At 53.2% G+C, this 18,100-nt stretch carries 20 protein-coding genes; 7 read left to right on the top strand and 13 right to left on the bottom strand.

The genetic code is table 11. The annotated features are described in order from the left end of the window. Nucleotides 1–10: 10 nt before the first annotated feature. Nucleotides 11–865 (bottom strand): DUF4846 domain-containing protein, encoded by an 855-nt coding sequence (locus tag BUE18_RS18055; RefSeq protein WP_073477587.1) that lies wholly within the window; start codon nucleotides 863–865, stop codon nucleotides 11–13. Nucleotides 866–1,041: 176 nt separating this feature from the next. Further along, the gene (locus tag BUE18_RS18060) at nucleotides 1,042–2,190 is read right to left on the bottom strand and encodes a THUMP domain-containing class I SAM-dependent RNA methyltransferase (RefSeq protein WP_073477588.1); all 1,149 of its coding nucleotides are present in this window, start codon (nucleotides 2,188–2,190) and stop codon (nucleotides 1,042–1,044) included. Nucleotides 2,191–2,384: 194 nt separating this feature from the next. Between BUE18_RS18060 and BUE18_RS18065 the strand changes: the two genes are divergently transcribed. Then, entirely contained in the window at nucleotides 2,385–2,660 is a 276-nt protein-coding gene (locus BUE18_RS18065) for a hypothetical protein (protein ID WP_073477589.1), read from the top strand. A gap of 60 nt (nucleotides 2,661–2,720) precedes the next feature. Here the strand turns inward: BUE18_RS18065 and BUE18_RS18070 are convergent, their stop codons facing one another. After that, a complete protein-coding gene (locus tag BUE18_RS18070) occupies nucleotides 2,721–3,959 on the bottom strand; it encodes a DUF4388 domain-containing protein (protein ID WP_073477590.1) in 1,239 nt (412 codons plus the stop codon). A gap of 108 nt (nucleotides 3,960–4,067) precedes the next feature. On the opposite strand from BUE18_RS18070, the gene BUE18_RS18075 reads away from it, so the two are divergent. Beyond that, complete coding sequence (locus BUE18_RS18075) at nucleotides 4,068–4,337, top strand: hypothetical protein (RefSeq protein WP_073477591.1); 270 nt, start codon at nucleotides 4,068–4,070, stop codon at nucleotides 4,335–4,337. Further along, entirely contained in the window at nucleotides 4,327–5,811 is a 1,485-nt protein-coding gene (locus BUE18_RS18080; protein ID WP_073477592.1) for a DNA integrity scanning protein DisA nucleotide-binding domain protein, read from the top strand. The genes BUE18_RS18075 and BUE18_RS18080 overlap by 11 nt, the downstream gene beginning before the upstream one ends. 349 nt (nucleotides 5,812–6,160) lie before the next feature. Here BUE18_RS18080 and BUE18_RS18085 read toward each other — a convergent pair whose 3' ends face one another. Further along, nucleotides 6,161–6,829: a thermonuclease family protein gene (locus BUE18_RS18085; protein ID WP_073477593.1), complete on the bottom strand. Its 669-nt coding sequence runs from the start codon at nucleotides 6,827–6,829 to the stop codon at nucleotides 6,161–6,163. A 26-nt stretch (nucleotides 6,830–6,855) separates the two neighbouring features. Here BUE18_RS18085 and BUE18_RS18090 point away from each other — a divergent pair, with 26 nt between their 5' ends. Then, entirely contained in the window at nucleotides 6,856–7,098 is a 243-nt protein-coding gene (locus tag BUE18_RS18090) for a hypothetical protein (RefSeq protein ID WP_073477594.1), read from the top strand. 14 nt (nucleotides 7,099–7,112) lie between these two features. Here BUE18_RS18090 and BUE18_RS18095 read toward each other — a convergent pair whose 3' ends face one another. From BUE18_RS18095 to BUE18_RS28010, 4 genes are all read right to left on the bottom strand, one after another. Further along, complete coding sequence (locus tag BUE18_RS18095) at nucleotides 7,113–8,021, bottom strand: hypothetical protein (protein WP_073477595.1); 909 nt, start codon at nucleotides 8,019–8,021, stop codon at nucleotides 7,113–7,115. Nucleotides 8,022–8,029: 8 nt separating this feature from the next. Further along, nucleotides 8,030–8,395: a helix-turn-helix domain-containing protein gene (locus BUE18_RS18100; RefSeq protein ID WP_073477596.1), complete on the bottom strand. Its 366-nt coding sequence runs from the start codon at nucleotides 8,393–8,395 to the stop codon at nucleotides 8,030–8,032. A 64-nt stretch (nucleotides 8,396–8,459) separates the two neighbouring features. Beyond that, a complete protein-coding gene (locus BUE18_RS18105; protein WP_073477597.1) occupies nucleotides 8,460–9,866 on the bottom strand; it encodes a sigma-54-dependent transcriptional regulator in 1,407 nt (468 codons plus the stop codon). 12 nt (nucleotides 9,867–9,878) lie between these two features. After that, complete coding sequence (locus tag BUE18_RS28010; protein WP_073477598.1) at nucleotides 9,879–10,616, bottom strand: hypothetical protein; 738 nt, start codon at nucleotides 10,614–10,616, stop codon at nucleotides 9,879–9,881. Between the two features lie 271 nt (nucleotides 10,617–10,887). Here BUE18_RS28010 and BUE18_RS18115 point away from each other — a divergent pair, with 271 nt between their 5' ends. Further along, the gene (locus tag BUE18_RS18115; protein WP_073477599.1) at nucleotides 10,888–11,187 is read left to right on the top strand and encodes a hypothetical protein; all 300 of its coding nucleotides are present in this window, start codon (nucleotides 10,888–10,890) and stop codon (nucleotides 11,185–11,187) included. 231 nt (nucleotides 11,188–11,418) lie between these two features. Here BUE18_RS18115 and BUE18_RS28015 read toward each other — a convergent pair whose 3' ends face one another. Then, on the bottom strand, nucleotides 11,419–11,640 hold the full coding sequence (locus tag BUE18_RS28015; RefSeq protein ID WP_073477600.1) for a 2TM domain-containing protein: 222 nt from the start codon (nucleotides 11,638–11,640) through the stop codon (nucleotides 11,419–11,421). Nucleotides 11,641–11,825: 185 nt separating this feature from the next. Between BUE18_RS28015 and BUE18_RS18125 the strand changes: the two genes are divergently transcribed. Then, complete coding sequence (locus tag BUE18_RS18125) at nucleotides 11,826–12,266, top strand: hypothetical protein (RefSeq protein ID WP_073477601.1); 441 nt, start codon at nucleotides 11,826–11,828, stop codon at nucleotides 12,264–12,266. An 85-nt stretch (nucleotides 12,267–12,351) separates the two neighbouring features. Here the strand turns inward: BUE18_RS18125 and BUE18_RS18130 are convergent, their stop codons facing one another. The 4 genes from BUE18_RS18130 to BUE18_RS18145 form a co-directional block, all read right to left on the bottom strand. Continuing rightward, entirely contained in the window at nucleotides 12,352–13,794 is a 1,443-nt protein-coding gene (locus BUE18_RS18130) for an amidase (RefSeq protein ID WP_073477602.1), read from the bottom strand. 83 nt (nucleotides 13,795–13,877) lie between these two features. Continuing rightward, nucleotides 13,878–15,212: an NAD(P)/FAD-dependent oxidoreductase gene (locus tag BUE18_RS18135; RefSeq protein WP_073477603.1), complete on the bottom strand. Its 1,335-nt coding sequence runs from the start codon at nucleotides 15,210–15,212 to the stop codon at nucleotides 13,878–13,880. A gap of 25 nt (nucleotides 15,213–15,237) precedes the next feature. Next, nucleotides 15,238–15,807 carry a TetR/AcrR family transcriptional regulator gene (locus tag BUE18_RS18140; RefSeq protein ID WP_073477604.1) on the bottom strand — a complete coding sequence of 190 codons (570 nt, stop codon included), beginning with the start codon at nucleotides 15,805–15,807 and terminating at the stop codon, nucleotides 15,238–15,240. A 136-nt stretch (nucleotides 15,808–15,943) separates the two neighbouring features. After that, nucleotides 15,944–17,170 carry a hypothetical protein gene (locus BUE18_RS18145; RefSeq protein WP_073477605.1) on the bottom strand — a complete coding sequence of 409 codons (1,227 nt, stop codon included), beginning with the start codon at nucleotides 17,168–17,170 and terminating at the stop codon, nucleotides 15,944–15,946. A gap of 309 nt (nucleotides 17,171–17,479) precedes the next feature. Between BUE18_RS18145 and BUE18_RS18150 the strand changes: the two genes are divergently transcribed. Continuing rightward, complete coding sequence (locus BUE18_RS18150; RefSeq protein WP_211482821.1) at nucleotides 17,480–18,091, top strand: TetR/AcrR family transcriptional regulator; 612 nt, start codon at nucleotides 17,480–17,482, stop codon at nucleotides 18,089–18,091. The last annotated feature ends 9 nt before the right edge of the window (nucleotides 18,092–18,100 follow it).

Here is an 18,100-nt window from a genome sequence, read left to right on the forward strand (position 1 = left end):
GGCTCTTTTTTTATTTGGGCGGAAAGCGTTTGAGATCCGTCTTTGCAAAATCCCATTCCGGGGTGGAAAGGACCTGGCCGAAGTCGGTTTTGTACCAGGGCGAGAGTTCCGGGTTGTTCAGGTTTTTCAGCACGTGCATGTCCTGGGCGGGCATAAATCCCTGGGCCAGCAAAAACACTTTCTCGCCGGTTTTGGGATGAACGGCGGTATCCATGACCATCACCGCATGGCCGGGAAATCCGCCTTGGATGAATACGTCTCCGGCCCGGATATCCGCAATATCCTCCACGGGAATCATTTCCTTGCTTAAGGAGGCGGACCCCGCGTACATCATGACGTTTTCCAGATAAGCCCGGAACTGCTCGTAGGATTTTCCCTTATCGCCCTTTTGAACCCAGGAGACCTTGCTGCCCTGGACCACAGGCCGGTATCCCTCGGCCCATCGGATGAAATCCGCCCTGTCCCCGGAAGTAAAAATGAAATGAATGCGATTGTATTGGCCGGTAAAGTAGAGATATTCGCCCCACAGGCGAATGACCGAATCCGCGCACTGCTGGAGATCCTTGGTTCCCACGTCCAGATCCAGGACAAGATGGTGAGCCAGCTGGTTGCCTTTTTTCCCGCCGTCAAACAGCATGACAGGCGGATTCCCGGGCTTGACCGGAAAGCATTGGAGCCAAAAGTCAAAGCTGGCGGGCCGCACTTCCTTCCTTTCAAATCCCTTAGGAGGGGCGACGCGGTCCCCTAAGGTTAAAAGCACGGCGTCATCGTGCAGCCAGGGATACATGGCCGGCTGAGCCGGCGCGGAGGATATGAAAAACAGGAAACAAAATCCGATTATTACGGATATAAAAAGACTACGCATGAAATTCCTTTTGAATATCAGTTTCTGAAAAAAGGCGGGCAGGCCTCCAGATCCACAGAGGATCTAAAACCTGTAACAAATTGAATTTGTTGGGTTTCGCAAGATCAACCCGCCCTACGTCGCCTAATGAGGAGCCATGGGTTGGGTTAAGAAGTCCGGCTTATAAGAGCCATGGCTTAATCCACTTCGTACCGGTACAACTTGCACTCAATGGGGCCGTTAAACAATGTGCTGGCTTTACGTTTGCCAAGGCCTATGTTCTTGGCCGCTTCGGGATGGCCGGTGATGAGGGCCACCTTGTAGCGGCGGAATCGTTTGCTCAGGACGGAGCCCAGTTCCTTATACAGGGCCGCAAGTTCCTCGGACTCCCCTATTCTCTCTCCGTAAGGCGGATTGACAGCCACCAGGCCCGGCGCTTTGGCTCTCATAGGGGGACGGGCCTTGGCCATTTCGCGTCTTTCGATCTTAACGTAACCGGTCATGCCTGCACGGGTCACGTTGGCCTTGGCGTGCTCCACGGCTTTGGGATGATGATCGGAGCCCACGATGGGCGGCAGGCGTTTTTTACCTTCCTCGGCCAAACGGAAGGCGTCTCCCACCATGCCCGCCCACAGGGATTTGTCATGGCCTTTCCAGCCGACAAAGCCGAAGTAATTGCGCAAAAGGCCGGGAGCGATGTTTGCGGCCATGAGAGCGCCTTCGATGAGAAAGGTGCCGGATCCGCACATGGGGTCGATGAGAGGCCCGCCCGTCCGGGCGATTTCCGGCCATCCGGCCCTAAGAAGAATGGCGGCGGCCAGGTTTTCCCGCAAGGGCGCTACGCCGCCTTCCAGGCGGTATCCTCTTTTATGAAGGCTGTCTCCCGAAAGATCGATGGACGCAACGGCCTCGTCGTTTTGAACATGCACGTTAATGCGGACGTCGGGCCTGTTCGTGTTGACCATGAGCCTGTCGCCCACGTTCTTCTTGAACTGATCCACTACGGCGTCCTTCACCCTTTGGGCGCCAAACTGGGTATGGCTGAGGGCTGAACGGGTGGAGGTGAAGTCCACGGCAATGGACTTCCGGTAATCCAGATGCTCGGTCCAGTCGATTTCCCGGATGCCTTCGTACAAGGCCTGCTGATTGTCGGCTTTGAACTTGGCCACGGTCATGAGCACCCGAGAAGCGGTCCTGGACCATAAAATCACTTTATAGGCCGTGGCCAGGTCAGCGTCAAAACGCACGCCGGCCGCGCTTTCCGAAATATTCTCAATGCCCAGCCCCTTCAACTCTTCAGCCAGGATGGGCGCGGTTTTCCGGCCGCAAGTGACAAAGAGCTCCATGGGGTCTCCGGGCGATTTTTTATAAGAGCCTGTTATGTTGCGTTTCGTATTCATAGGGCGTACATATGCAAAAATTTTAATAAACGCCAGTAAAAAATTTTGCCTCTTTCCATTGAAAATGGTATGAAAATACTATTCCAGTAAGCGCTTAACGTCCACTTGTTTCCAGTAAATAAAAACGGCCGGAGGGAAGCATGTCTGCACAGACTGTTGTGTATCTGTTCTTTTTGATTATCTATTTACTGATTCTTGTCGCCTTTAACAAAGCCAGAACAAAATACGCCGGGGGAAAAGTGGGCGAGATGATCAACCTGATCATCATAACCACCCTACTGCTTTTTTGTTCGGATTACGCCCAGGTGCTTACCGGCTTGTTTCCCGACAACGTCTTGTTTGCGGTGCAGGTGATTTTACGGGCTGCGGCATTGGCTTTTCTGGCCTTTGGGGGCATTCGGATAGGAAGCGATTAAGCTCGGACCACATGGAAAGCATCCACGGCCTTTCATCCACAAGGCGAAAGACCGTTTTTTTTATTTTTTCTTGAAACGCCCGAACAACCCGCCTGATTTCTTGTCTTTATCTCCGGCCCCCACCTTTTCAATGGCCTCAGCCAGCACTTCCTGAATTTGGGAGACCACATAATCCTTCTCATCGGAATCTTCGTGGTATTTATCCACGTAAGACAATACCCTTTGCGCCTCTGCAATGGCGTCCTGGGTCAAAGAAGCGCCGATCTGGCTTCGTGTGTTTTCCAGAACGAAAGTCAGGTAGTCGTTCAAGGCTTCCAGCAAAAACTCCGCAGCCTTGGAAGGGTCGCCCAGCTTGAGGGAGTCCAGGCCTTCGCGTACGACCTGAACGTTGGTAATGGCCGGATTGGTTGGGCTGAACTTATGGAAAATAATGCGCTTTTTAGCGCTGAGCTTTGACTTGGAGTTGTCGAAAACCGAATTCGCCTGAGCGCCTAACTCGGTGTGCAGGGCTTTATATACCACGCCAAGCACGTCGTTATGGACGATGATCAGGCCGGATTGATCGGAAATCCTGTTCTTGCCGGTAAGCCCCACGGTCTCCACCTTGCGGATCAGCCCGGAGGACAGAAGCGAAAACAAGAGTTTGTACACCGGATAGGTTTCAAAGCCGCTTTGGTGGACGATTTGGCCCACATTTTTCTTGCCGTCGATCAGGGATAAAATGTGCCATTCGTTGGAATCCAGCTTGATTTCCTTTTTATCCGGGCTTTTGTCGGAAATCTTCAGGACAGCATCCTCATCGGGAAGCTGCTTGCGTATGATGTCCAGTTCGTCAATGCGGCGGGAGGCTTCCAGGATTACGTCAATGGTGTTTAAATGGACCACCACGTCTTCTTCCAGCTTTAAAGGGGTTTCCTTAAAATGAAACTCCCCCTTTTTCCAGAAGAAGAGGTTATACAGAATCTCCCTGATTTGCTTTTCGATGAATTTTTTGAATGTATCCGAAGAGATATAACCCTTTTCAACCAAAACCTTGCCCAGGAGCTTTTTCTCCTCCTTGGCGGTCTCGGCGCACTTTTGAAGCTCCTGCACGCTGATAATTCCCTGGGAGCGCAGCAGGTGGCCGAGGCGCGCTTCTTTGTGGGAGCCGACCGCGTAAATTATGGTTCCCTCTTTGACAAAAACCCGAGCTTCTTCCTGGCCGTCCACAATGCGCAGGACGCCCGTAAGTTTCTCCCGGGCCAGGTGCTGCAGCAGGCTGGCGAAAAAGAAACTATCGAGATTGCCGTTTAGAGCCATATTTCACTCCACAAAGAATATTGACAGGAACACGCTGGCATTAAATAATATACAAATATTTTGTGTGCATATATCATATTTTGCAGAGGAAGGCCCAGAATTTTAATTATGCCGTTATTGTTTGGAAAAAAAAAGCCTGTTTCGGAAAACGAAACTTTCGTCGCGCTGATGCAATTGGCTCGCCGGGACCCGGACTTCCGCGAGCAAATTTCGGCCATATTGTCCATGGATGATTTCAATCGAAAATCTGCATTGAATTCCATCACAGATAACATGCGCATGCAAAAAGCCCCAAAGGATCTGGTGCGGGCCATGGAAAGCCTGGCCGATGACGCCGTGGCGGAAAGGGCCCTGGAACTTATACAAAATGCAAAATAATCGTTATGCAGAAAATCATAGAGGCCATGGCTCCAAGCAGCATACCGAAAATCTTAGCATATTCCATATTGCGGACGGGTTGGCGGACGGCCTCTCCCATTTTTCCGGCGTAAGCAGAATAGCTCTTATCTATGCGGTGAACCCGGGGGAGCCTCTGCGCATTTACGACCCCCAAAACCTGTTGGACGGCCACGAAATCCTTTTGAAAAAAATCTACCTGGACTCGTGCGACTGGAAGCAGGACGAAGAAAGAGTGCAGGCCCTGAAACTCTTCGACCCTGTGATCCCGGCCCAGGACCTGGGCCTGACGGGTTTGATCTCCTTCGGCGGCATGTCCCAATCCGCCTACTATCAAATGTGGTTCACCGAGCATCACCCCGACATTTGCAACCCCGGCCCCACAAGACGTTGGCTGGAGCACGCCACGTGGCTGCTCTCCCATGACCTGGCCACATGCAGTGAATTTTACTCCTCCATGTCCGATTACATTCTGCGGGAGTACGCCACCCACGCCGTGCGCGATTGCCTGGTGGACGAACTAAATATGCGCGTGGGATGGGACATCCAAATGCGGGTGTACCCGATTTTGGATGCGATATTGAATATTTCCAAGACCATGGAGGAAGGTTTCTGGCCCCGGGGAAAACTGGCTTTTGTCCTGAAAGCCCATATGCAGAACATCCGGGATCTGGTTTTATTCCCCGAACTGGAGCGCCCCAGCCTGCATAATTTCAAGCATGTGCGCAAGCTCATGCAGGCGGTGGAAGAGTCGCCGGACCACTTTTTGGTTTCCGACGGGTCTCTGATTGTGGGAATCGGTTCAGGCGAGATGCCGCCCCACGCCATTGTCGCTGATTTTGCAGGCCCTCACGGCTTTGTGTCTTTTGAGGGAGAAGCCCTGTGCAGTTTTTTCGACGGCAGGTTCCACTCCTCCTCCAGAAGGGCCAATTTGGTGCAGGTGGAGGAAATTCTCCTGGAGTACTCCTTAAGCCCCACCCAATCCAGTGAACTGCTGAAAACCATCAAGGAAATCGTGCATCATGCAGAAGACCACAAACACGGATGCACCCTGGTCATAGACCTTAGCCAGCAGCCCATTGACATTGCAGGCCAAAAACTGGACAAGCCCCTGGACATCTCCCGGGACGATTATCTGGCGCTGGCCATGAACCTCTCCAAAGTGGACGGCGCCCTGCACATTCGGCCGGATCGGACTCTGCGGAGCTTTGCATGCATCCTGGACGGCAGGGCCATCCCCGGCGAAGACCGGGCCAGAGGCGCCCGTTTTAATTCCGCCCTCAGGTTTACGGCCATGTACGACGACCTGATTGTGATTGTGGTCAGCTCGGACCGGCCGGTCTCCATTTTGCAATCGGGCGTGGAGTTGACCGCCCATTGCTACTGGAAGCCGGTTTCAAGCTGTATGAGCATGCCCCCCACCCTCATGCGCTGGATAGAAAACAAGAAGGATTAACGCAAAACCATGCAGGCCCTCCAGAAGCAAAATAACCTTTTGATCTTGTTGGGTTTCACAGGCTCAACCCAATCTGCATCGCCCCATGCTGAGCCGCAGGTTGGGTTAAGAAATCCGGCGGCGATGCTTCATCTCACCGGCGACGCCAATGGACTTCAAACCCAACAATAGGAACTCAACTGGGACCGTCCATCCGCTCTTCATTTCCAGTTTTAAGAGTCATTCCAGACCGCACTTATTGGCCTTCGGCCCCTGGCATTGCATGCCAGGGCTGGCCTGTGTGAGGGAGTGCGTCAGGGTGAAACAATGTTTGTCGGCGTCCCGGAAGGTTACATTTATAAAAAAGGCATTACTGAACTTGAAATTGCCAATCCTTCAAACAGCGTTTGCATGGGGCGTATCCTTCATAAAATGCGGACCACATGGAGTCAAAGTCCCTGCGATTTTTGGGATTGGTTTTGGCGGCGGACTTGCATTGGGGGAGATGAAAGCGTCTGGATCGCGCATTGCCCGAATATGGCTGATTAGTGGGTTGAAGACCGGCCCAAAGTCCTTTTTGCTCATGCATGGCTTGGCGCTGGGCTTTTAGCAAGGCGGAAAAATGTCTGTCATTGGGGGAGCGATACAAACAATAGGCCATCCCCTGGCGTATAATTTCCCTGTTCACAAACACGCCGTCTTTAAGATATACATAGGCGAGGAGCCTGTTATATCGGTCTTTACGGTCCAGGTCTGTTTCCAGTTGCACTTTTTTGCCCAGCACCAGCGAACGGTTGCATGCCAGAGCCTGATCGCCCAAGGGTTCGGCGGGATAGTCGTCATGGGCGATTTCAGGAGCGTTGATTCCAATATACCGGACGTGGCGGCCGTCAGCCAGGATGATCGTATCCCCGTCCAGGACGCGTTCCACGGGGACGGATTCCCGGTCGTCAAGCGCCAAAAGGCCCCACAGGCATAAAACTGCGGCCGAAAGAGCCAAAACCCTTTTTATAAGAATGGGGGTGGAGAAAGTCTTCATTGCACCCTCAAGGACTAAAGCGGCGCATGAACAACACATTGTTTTTAATAGTCAAAATAATATGCAGCGCCGCCATGATCTGGTTTTGCCGGATGTTCTTCCCCTACCCTGTCTGGATTCCGGCCGGGGCCGCTCTGGCCTGGGTGATTCTGTTTCGCGTCAAGTTGGACGCTGCTGGTGACGACAAAATTCGGGCCAGGGACAGGCGTCACGCCAAACCTGCTGAGCAAGAGTCGGACGACAAACCCCACTGGGGAAAATTCAAATAAAACAGCTTGAAGAGCTAATCCCCGGCCTGAGCCTCAATGGTGCGCAATTTTCCCAGAATCCGGGAGCCTTCGTGCACCGGCGTGGGCGCGTAAATTTCTTCATGATAAGGGAGGCCGGCCAGGTTGTAATGCATGGCCCTTGGGGGCGCGGCCGGAGGATCCTGGCCGGTGACGGCGGTCCACAAGGCGGAATCCGTCAAGTGGACGAAGCAGCGGCTCCTGTTTTGGCGATCCCAAACGTCATAGCCAAAGGGATCCAGCTTGACGTCCTGGCCCAGCAATCCGCCCAGGCCAAGGCCCATTTTTGCATGAAAGGGCGCCTGCTCCTCATTGACCCCGCTCATGACTTCAAACTCATCGGGGCTTTTTGAAAAACGTTCGAACTCTTCCGCTTTCATGGGATAAGCGCAAACCTGGACGCCGCCGTATTTAGGATTATCGGCCAATTGCTCCTCGGCGGTGCTTCCCAGGCCCAAAGGCATGGCGATGAATTGCCGCACCACTCCCCTGCCCACGCAGTAGCCGCTGATTTCCTCCTGAGGGGGGGAAACCGCGTAGTCCTGGGGATACGGCGTCAAATCATTGGACCATGCATCCCCGGTGAGAGCATTGATTTTGCCGGCCGCCAATTTAACGGCGAAAGGATACCTTGTTTTGCCGAAGCCGAACTGCACCAAAAGGGCTTCGGACTGATACATGGGGAGCATGACGCCGCCCCATTCCAGCCATTGGGCGGGCACGGAGTTTTCGTAATCGTCCACATGGACCATGGGAAAAGCGCCTAATCGGGGAGGGTCGGGATAAGCGGCGCCGTCGTCGGGAATTCGCAGGGTGCGGATAAAAGAAATTTCCAGTTTAGCGTCGGGATGAACCTGAGGAAACGAAAAGCATAGGGAATCGTTCATGAGCTCGATCATGGTCATACTCCCTTCTACCAGTTGCCGTCGCGCACCTCCCTGATAATTCTGAGGACGGCGTTATCCGGCATGTCCTTCAGGTCCCGGATCAACTGGGCGAACAATGCCGGTCGTTTACGGATAACCTCCTGAATGTCCGAGGAAACTTTCCCGGATAAAGCCAGCAGCACGTCTTTATCCTCCCCCAGGTCTTCGGCCAAAAGCACAATTTTAGCTTCGGACGGCGGGGGCTGTTCCCCCCGTTCCACCTTGCTCAGGTAGGAAGGCTCCACCTGAATGCGCATGGCGACTTTTCGCAGGGAATAATTCTTGTCCTCTTTGTGAAGGGCGAGGCGTTTTTCCCGGACAAACTCTCCAAAAACATTTTCCTTAGGAATCATGAAAAAAATCTTCCGGAATGATTAAAATCCAACACGTCTTGGGGCTTGGCCTCTTGGCCTGACGTCAACGGGACCCCTTGATTCCGTGTTTCTGCAGCAGGTGATACAGTCTTGACCGGGACAGGCCGGAAATCTTGCAGGCGGCCCTGATGTCCCGATTGGTCAGGAGCATGAGGTCTTCCAGATATTTGGCCTCCGCTTCGGAGACCACGGCTTCCCTGTAATCCTTGAGGGAAGGCAGTTCCTGAGGATTTTCCCCCTGGAAACTTTTGGTCTTGCCGGCCGTGCTTTGGCGCAAGGACTCCCGCGCCAGCTTCACCCTGATGTGGGTGGGCAGATGATTCGGGAATAACGTGGGCTCTTCGGCCGAGGCGATGAGGGTCCGCTCCAGAGCATTGATCAATTCACGCACGTTGCCGGGCCATTCATAGGCGGCCAGGGCTTCCAGGAACTCCGGGGAGTACCCTTTGGCGCCCTTGCCGTATTTTTCGCAAAGGTTGGCCATATAAAATATGGTTAGGTCCTTGATGTCCTGAACCCGGCTGCGCAGAGGCGGCAGATCGATGGTCAGGGTCTTCAAGCGATACAGGAGATCCTGGCGGAAAAGTTTGGCTTCGGCGAGTTCCTCCAGGTTCCGGTTGGTTGCAGCCACCAGGCGGAAGTTGCTGGTCACTTCCTTTTGGCTGCCCACGGGGCGAAACCTGCGCTCCTGCAACACCCTTAAAAAGGGCTTTTGCAAAGACAAGGGCAGTTCGCCCACTTCGTCCAGGAACAAAGTGCCGCCGTCAGCCAACTTCACCAGGCCTAAATGGGCCTTGTCCGCGCCGGTGAACGCCCCCTTTTCGTGGCCGAACAAAACGCTTTCCACCAGCGTGTCGGGCAAAGCCGCACAGTCCACCACCACGAAGTCCTTGCCGGCCCGGTCGCTGTTGGCGTGGATGGCCGTGGCGAACAACTCCTTGCCTGTGCCGGTCTCGCCGGTCAGGAGGGTGGTTGCATCACTGCTGGCCGCCTGGGCCAGAAGGTTCAGGGCGTTTTGCATCTGGGGGCTGTTTCCTACAATGCCCTCGGTCTTGATGAGAACCTTGGAGGAACTGCGTTTTTTCTCTTCCCTGTATTGAAGAGCCCGGGACAGGGGCAGCACGATTTCCTTTAAGGAAGGCGGCTTGGCAATATAGTCCCAGGCGCCGGACTTGATGGCCAGTTCGGCGCCGTCCGGGTCGCCCTGACCGGTGAAAATGATGACTTCCGGGCAATTGTCCAGGCCCCGGATCCTGGGCAGGGCGTCCAGGCCGTTGCCGTCAGGCAGGCCTACATCCAAAAACACCACGTCATAGCTCCCCGAAGCCGCTTTTTCATATCCGTCTTTCAGGGTGTAGGCGCAAGTGTGATCGTGCCCCATTTGCTTGACTCGCCGGGACAGAATGTCGCACAAGGCTTCATCGTCGTCGATAATCAGGATATTAGCCAATGTTTCCCCCCCTTAGCCCAAATGCTTGCTGATGAACTTCTTTTCGAACTCCGCAGCCTGCCGATACTCCCTGAACCTCCGTTCCATGGCTCTGAATTCCGGTGTATGGACGCGTCTTCTTCCTCCGTTTTTTGCCAGTTTCGGAGGAAATAGTGCATGCAGCAACTCATGGTACACTACGAATTCCACAAAATAGTCCGGTATTTCAGGACTGTCAAGAGAAGGATGAATTCTTATCAAACTTCTTTGGGCGGAAAAACTGCCGAATCGGATGGATCGGCGTTTGCCTTGGATTTTCCCGGGCTTGGACCAGGCAATCCTGATGCCTTTCAATGGGATATCGTAGTCGGCTGTCACCTTTTTTAGCGCCTTTTCAAGGTCTTTAAATTTACCCTTGTAAACAATTGACTGCATTTCCGCGCGAGGCCGGGAAAAAAACTTTACAAGATCTTGTTTTTTTGATAAAAATCTATCAATAATTTTATTATCGAATTCTTTGCCGTCGACGAAAAAAGCCAGGGCCTGCATGGTCTTAAAATCGGCCGCCCGGAAGGCGTGTTGTAGTCGGAGCGATTTAATCCCCTTGGCATTCGTCCTGACGGAGATCACCGTGGACCGGTTAAACGTGTAGATGATTCGAACGGGAGAATCTATCAAAGCCGTCAAAGCTCTGCGGAATTCCTGCTCCCCTTTGAGGTCAGCGAAAAACGCATGCTTTCGGCTTACGGAGTATTCAAAATGCTTGTGCAATGAGGGCCTGATCTTTCAAGCAGCGAGCTCTTATTACGTTACAATATGCGACACTATGAGGCGCTATAAACAGCAAGTTCTGTCAATTTGCGTTATTTAGAACAGTCTTGATATCTTATAAGCAAAATATCAGGCTTATAACCATCATGCAAGACCTAAATACGCCTTAATATTTTGGCGAACGGGCCGATAAGAATAGTGGCGCGGATTGAAGGCGCCCAGGCGGTGAAATCCAGCGCCCGCGAAACAATAAATCCGAAAAGAGAGTTCTATGGAAGAATTGGTAGTTGTTACAAACGGCGATTGGAGATTCCTTTTGGAAGGAAAAGGAGCGGACATGGTGGTTTGGCCCTATTATAAGGACGAACCCGTCTACGTGGAAGCCAAACGCAATGGAGCCTTGCAAAAAAACATCCATTACCGGAAGATTTTTCCCTATCCCAACAATTATTGGGAAAAGTCCACAAAAATTCTGGCCTGGTGCAAACGCTTTGCAAAGACCAGAAAATTCCGGGACGGCGAAATCAAGGAATTTGCTGAAGAGATGGCAATTAATCCATTAAAAGTATGAGATTAATTTGAGTTCAGGGGTTGGCTCTTTGTCTGAATCCCGGCTGAAAATTGCGTTTTCATCCGTTAAAACGGTTGGGGACTCCTTTGTTCCAAATCTTCCAATTTCCGGCTGACCCGCGGCTGCAACGGGGCCGCAAACACGCAAAATCCTGCGTGCCAGGACTATCCCCCTCCCCAAAACATGTTTTAATTAACCACCGTTCTGCCTAACTGGTAATAACGAAAAAAATCACTGCTTTTCTTTCTTGCCTGCAGCCTTTTTACCATGAACGCCCAGTATGAGAGTCCAGACCAGTAAGGGCCAGTGAAACCAAATGAATCCAGGGGTGGTAAAAAGATCCACCCCCGCCAAAACTCCGTTCCCCACGCAAAAAGAAGTCAGGTGCTTATAAAAGCCCATTTTTGCCTGCACGTTCTTTTCCGCCAGGGCGAATTTTCCCTCGTAATCCATGATAGCTTGGGACGCCTTTCTTGTCCTAAGAATAAACTTTTTGCGCCTACCTGCCGATAGGATAAGCAGAGCAAACCAGAACCGCACCCAGTCAGTATAGGTTACTTGGCAGGGATATTGCAACCGCAGATATACAGTTTTAACTGTAACGAAAGGCTCTTTCGCCATAATGAAGGGGAAGCAACATGGATTTTTTTAAGAAGCTGTTTAAGGAGAATCCCCAACCGACACAAGATATCACCCATCTGGGACGCGTGGTGGCCAACAAGATTGACAATCTTGTTATGGACGTATTCAACGCCCACCAGGGGCGCCTGTGCTTTGAACCCAATGGGTTTATTGTGCCGGCCGTTTGGGGAGGCCGGGAAAAAGGGGAGCTTTCTCCGGTCCAGGAGGAGATTTACCAGAAAGTAGAGCCCGCCATTGATGAGATCATTGAAAGGCTGAAGCTGAAGAAGATGGATGAAAGCCAGGAATACGCCATAGGGCTGATGCTGCGCTGGATATTGATTTCCAAGATCACCCACATGGTGGAATTGCGGAAAAAGAGGAGAATCGACAACCTCAGCACTGCAAACGAGTCCGCCTACCATCTGGACTCCATGGATCCCATGGGCACCTGTTAAGTTTTTCCGGGCCCGGCCTATATGCGGCTTTTCAGCGGCATTTTGGCCGGACCCGGCAAGTCATTTTATTGAATCCCTCAAAAAATCATGCACAAACAGGCGGCAGGCGATCCGCCCAGGGACAGGCCTTTTCCAATTGAGCGGCCAGCCTGAACAGGGTGGCTTCGTCTCCGAACCGGCCCACAAAATGGGAGCCGATGGGTAAATTATGCCCGTTCCAATACAGAGGCATCGATATGGCCGGCTGGCCTGTGGCGTTGAACTTGGCCGTATAGGGCGTGAACCTGCCCATGCGTTTCCAGGCGGCCAAGGGGTTTTCTCCCGAAGCGTCAAACTCTCCCAATTTAACGGGCGGCTCGCCCAGAGTGGGGGTCAAGAGCACGTCGCAACCCATAAAAAACCAGGCAATTTCGCGGGAGAAGCGTTGGATGAGCGTCACGGCCCGCATATAGTCCGAGGCGGTCTGCTTCTTCCCCATTTCATACATAGCCATGGTGAGGGGCTCGAAAAACTCCGTGGAAGGCTCGATCTTGGCCATGCCGGCAATGGCGCCTACGGTGTTGGCTGCATTGGAGGTCCACAGGGTGTCGAAAGCCCTGAGCAAATCCAAGGGCTTGATTTTGGATTCCACCGAGGCTTCCTTTACTTCGTGCCCCAATTCCCGGCACAATGTGACTGTGTGCTCCACTGCCTTGATGCAGTCCGGGTGCGGATCTTCCTCCAAGTGCGTGGAAAGATCCACGGCAATGCGGAGTTTGCCGGGATCCGCCCCTACTTCCTCCAAAAAGGGCCGGGCGTTGGGCGGCGCCCAGTAAGGATCACCGACATCCGGGCCGGAGGTGGCGTCCAGAATGGCTGCGCTGTCCCTGACGGACATGGTCAGAGCATGTTCGGCGATGAGGCCGGAAAGCATGTCGCCGAAGTCGGGCCCCGCCGGATTTCTGGCGCGGGTGGGCTTAAGCCCGAACACGCCGCAACACGAAGCCGGAATGCGAATGGACCCGCCCCCGTCGTTGCCATGGGCCGCGGCGATCATGCGGGAAGCCACGGCCGCGGCGGCGCCGCCCGAGGATCCGCCGGGAGTGCGTTCCAAATCCCAGGGATTATGGGTCGCGCCGAAGGCCAGGGGTTCGGTGGTGGGCAGCGCGCCGAACTCCGGGGTATTGGTCTTGCCCATTATAATAAAACCGGCCTTACGCAAACGCACCGTCAATTCGCTGTCATGGTCGGGTTTAAAAACCCCTTTCAACAGCCTGGTTCCCAAGGCCATGGGCGCGTCCTTTGCCATGGCGCCGATGTCTTTCAACAAAAACGGTACGCCGGTGAAGGGGCCTTGGGGCAGTTCCCCCTTGGCCTCCTCCCTGGCCTGTTCGTACATGGGCGTAATTACCGCATTAAGCTGGGGATTCAGTTTTTCAATGCGGTCAATGGCGGCGTCCACCAATTCCAGGGGGGTGACCTCCTTTTTCCTGATCAATTCGGCCTGGGCCATTGCGTCCATAAACGCGATTTCCTTAAGATGGGGCATGTCGATCTCCTATCGGGTGAGGGGGGTTAACAGGCCGCGCATTGTCCGGGCTTCGCCGGTTTGATCCGCAAAAAACAAAGCTGTTAAAGCCGTTTTTGATCCGTAAAGCGATCCTGAAACTTCATGCCGGCCAAAATCGCCTTGGCTGCCGCCAAACGGATGGGTTCGGGCGGCCAGGGTATGGTCCTTCGATTGACGAAAAACACGTCGGTCAGGCCGGTCTTTTTCTCCAGGACTAAATCTGCGGCTGTGGCGCCGTTCAAATGGGTCAGGCTGACCCCATGGCCCATGCAGCCAAGGCTGTAGACAATGCGCTGATCCCCAACATACCCGATGGCAGGCGCCATGTCCATGGTTATGGATACCGGGCCTCCCCATCGGTGAGTAAATTTTACTTTCTCCAACGAGGGAAATGTTTCCTTGACGTCCGCTTCCAGGCCGGCGAATATTGCGGGATTCAAATCCTTGTCCATGTCCGCGCCGTAAGCCAGGCCGATGTCCCGGCCTCCCATAAGAAGCCGGTTGTCCGCCGTAAGCCTATAATAATGCACCATGTTTCTGGCGTCTTCGATTCCCTGGCGATTCCTCCAGCCAATGGGAGCCATTTGCTCTTGAGACAAAGGTTCGGTAAGGACGATGTAGGTCCACACAGGGGCCTGCTTCCATTTGATCTGGGGAACCAGGTGGGACCACGCATTGGTGGCCAAAACCACTTTGTCCGCCGAGACGGAGCCGTTTTGAGTCTTGAGAACCGCTCCTTCGGCAGTGCGTTCAAGCCCCAGGACCGGGGCGTTTTCATACACCTCCACGCCCAGGCTTTCCACCACCGCCTTTTCCCCCCAGGCCAGTTTGGCGGGATTCAGTATCCCGCACCGCGGCTCGGACCAGGCGCCAAGATACATGGGGCTGTTCACCTGTTCCCGGACTGCGTCCCGGTCAATCCATTCAATGCCTTCCAGCCCAAGGGAAAGGGCCAGTTCCACTTCATGCACGATCCGTTTTTTGTACGCCTGGGACGTCGCTGCGCGTAAAAATCCCGGATGTTCATAGTCGCAGTCGATGGAGTGCTCTGCAACCAGGTCCTTCAAGAGATCCACAGCCTGCTCCATGTATAGGTGCGCATCCCTGGCCTTGGATCTCCCAAAACGCAACGCGGTGAGACCCATGGTCAGGCCGAACAGGGTCATGTTAAATCCCCCGTTCCTTCCGCTGGCGCCAAAGCCGATCACCTGCGATTCCAAAATGGCTATGCGCAGGTTGGGTTCGGATTTTTTCAAGTGCAGCGCCGTGGACAAGCCCGTAAACCCGCCGCCCACAATAGCAACATCCACCTTGATATCGCCGTTCAAAGGCCTGCCGGGGGCGTACTCCCGGGACGATAGCCAATAACTTTTGGTGCGAAAATCTTCCTTTTTCATAACCACCCCTCCATAATTTCTTGGATTATCCGTTCAGTTGATCCATGAGCGAACGGACTATTTTGCGAATGCCTTCCTTTTCGTTGGGCGCCGGTTCTATCACCCACTGAAGGGCCAACCCCTCCACCACGGCCACCAATAAATAACCCTTGTCGTCAAAGGCGTAATCTGCGCCGCTAAAACGGTCCAGGGATTGCTCCCGATACACGCTCATCATTTGCTGCAAAGGCTTTTGCACCACAGCGCTTTCAAAACCCATCTGAACCAGGTTGTAAAAAACCCGATTCAAGGGAACGTTGAAGATGAACTCCTCGCACAAAAAATCGGCGAAACGCTCGCAGAAATCCTCCAATCCTTGAATTTTTGAGAATTCCTCGGAAAATAAGGCCTGGTATTTTTCAGCCAAATACTCCATGAGGCAGGCCACGATTTCGTCTTTGGACTTGAAATAATAATGGATGGCCCCCGGCGCCACGCCCGCCTGGACGGCGATCTCCTTGATGGTGACGGTCTCGTGCCCTTTTTGGGAAAGGCAGGCGTAAAGGGCTTCTACTATTTCAATCCGTTTGGCGGCTGCGTTGCTTTTTCGTCCCATAATATTTCTTTCCTAATATTATTTGGTTGGTTGACCAAACAAATAAAACAGCCCGGCGCTTCCCGTCAAGAAAAAAATTCAAAGAACAATATTTGTCGGGTTTGAAGTCCAACTGCGTTTTTGCGCGTATGAAGCGCTATTGCCGGACTTCGTAACCCGACGATTTATAAATGGAAAGGCCTTGGTCTTTAAGGAGAATGTCCGCCTGCCTGAGGACTGCGCCTACGGACCGGGGATTGGAAGAGCCGTGCCTGCAGCCGCAGCCCATGCACTCCCTGTGGGCTCGGCCCGGGAACTGGTTGCAAGGCAGGACGGCGCCTTGCCTGTCCCTGCGCCGGGCGGCAGAATCTTTGCCGGGAATGAGCGAGGTATTGGAAAGTCCGTGGTAATACCAGTTGGTGAGAGTGCACCCTCCCCCTGTGTCGGGCGAAGGGCAGGCGCAAATGGTGTATGGGGTGTCGATGATTTTCATGGAGGTAAACATATTTCCCCGAGCCAGAAAGAAAATGTTGGCCATTTCCATGGCCAGGGTTTTGTGGATCTGATGGGCTTTGCGGTTTTTATGCATGCCTCGAATCCAGGACTGGGTGAATTTTTTCAGGACGGGCAAAAACTCCCACGCCGGATAGGTTTCCTCCAGGAGGGTTTGGATGGAATAGCGGGAATCGCCGGCTTTTCGATAGGCGATCAAGCGCTCGAACAACTGCTTGTACTTGTCGTCCGTGTTCAGCGCATAGCCATGCGTTCGCACAAGATGCTCGTACCTGTTGACCAGCCTGTTTAAAAGCCGATGGCTTTCCTTATCTGAAGTAAGGGTGTAAATACGCCCCTTGGAATCCTTAAAATCATTGGCTATCCCGGAGCTCCTGCACACGCAATGCCCCATATATACCAAATCCGCTTCCAACAGATCCGTCCACACCTCCTGGATGGGCATGACCCGTCCGTTCAGGATGAAATCCAGGGCGATGTCCCGCACCTTGTGGATGATTTCCAAAGGCGCCTGGTCGGTCCACCATGCGCTTAAGGCGCCCAGTTCGTGAATCACGGGCATGGACGTGGCCCGATTCCATAAAAAATAGTCCCCTATCCTGCTTGCCATGCGCTGGGCTACAGGGCGCTTAAGGCCCGGGCGATCCTCCATCAATGCCGCCTTGAGCACGTTAAGAATCACATGGTTTTTCCGCACATGATCCAATTGAGCCGGCAGGGGATCGGGATTGCCCGACAACCGCATATCTTTTACGTGGGCGGCCAAATGGCTAAGCTCCCGCAGGACGGCTGGCAGCTTTTCCTCCATTTCCACGGGAAGTTGAGGGTTGGAACAAAGGGAATCGCCATGATGGTCATGATCCATGCACATAATAAGAGTTCCTAAAGAAGTTTTTTGGAAGGAAGCAAGGCCCGGAGTTTTATCCGTTGGGATAAAAATTTTCCGCACGTAGAAATATCGATATCAAATAACGCAGCCTCTGTAAAGAAGTCTCGCATCATCAAGAAATCGAACAGGAAAAATCACGTTCCACCTTCCTCTTTCCTTGATTTTTTAGGCGCGGAGAATTAGTTTAAAAGCACGAAGCCATTGACTAGGTTATTATTAAAAACGCAGGGATTGAAGGCGGCCTGTGCGCCCGTGTCTCAAGACCGTAATCTTTTTATGATTGAGGAAAATTTGGCTAAAGACCCCAACAAACTGACAAAACGGCAGGAACAAGCCATGATCACCCATCGGCGCATTTACGAAACCGCTTCCCATCTCATTGCGGAAAAGGGATTCGATAATGTGACGGTGGATGAAATCTGCAAGGCGGCCGGGGTGGCCAAAGGGGGGTTCTATCATCACTTTCCTTCCAAAGACGACCTGGTCGTGGAAACCTATCGGCTTATCGACGGGCACTTTGTCAGTTCCATGGAAAGCGCGCCCCACCCCCTGCCAGCCAAGGACGGCATCCTTTGGGTGGCCGAGTTCATGGCCGCCACAGCCATGTCCCGGGGCCACAGCTTTTGCCGCCAGATTTATAGAAGCCAGCTGGAAAAGGGCACGGACTTTTTTGTATCCCCGGAACGGCCTTTTTACAAACAAATAAAAACCTTCATCACCCAAAGCCTGGAAAACGGGGAAATCGCCTCCCCCCTGCCTCCGGACGAACTCACGGCAATCATACTCCTTACCGCCCGCGGAGTGATCTATGACTGGTGCCTGTTGCGAGGACGCTACAACATCGTCTCCTTCATGCAAAAAACCGTGGGCTCAATTCTGGACGGCATCTGGAAGAATTGCTGACCCCACAGG

The organism is Desulfatibacillum alkenivorans DSM 16219 (genome assembly GCF_900142135.1).
GTDB lineage: Bacteria > Desulfobacterota > Desulfobacteria > Desulfobacterales > Desulfatibacillaceae > Desulfatibacillum > Desulfatibacillum alkenivorans.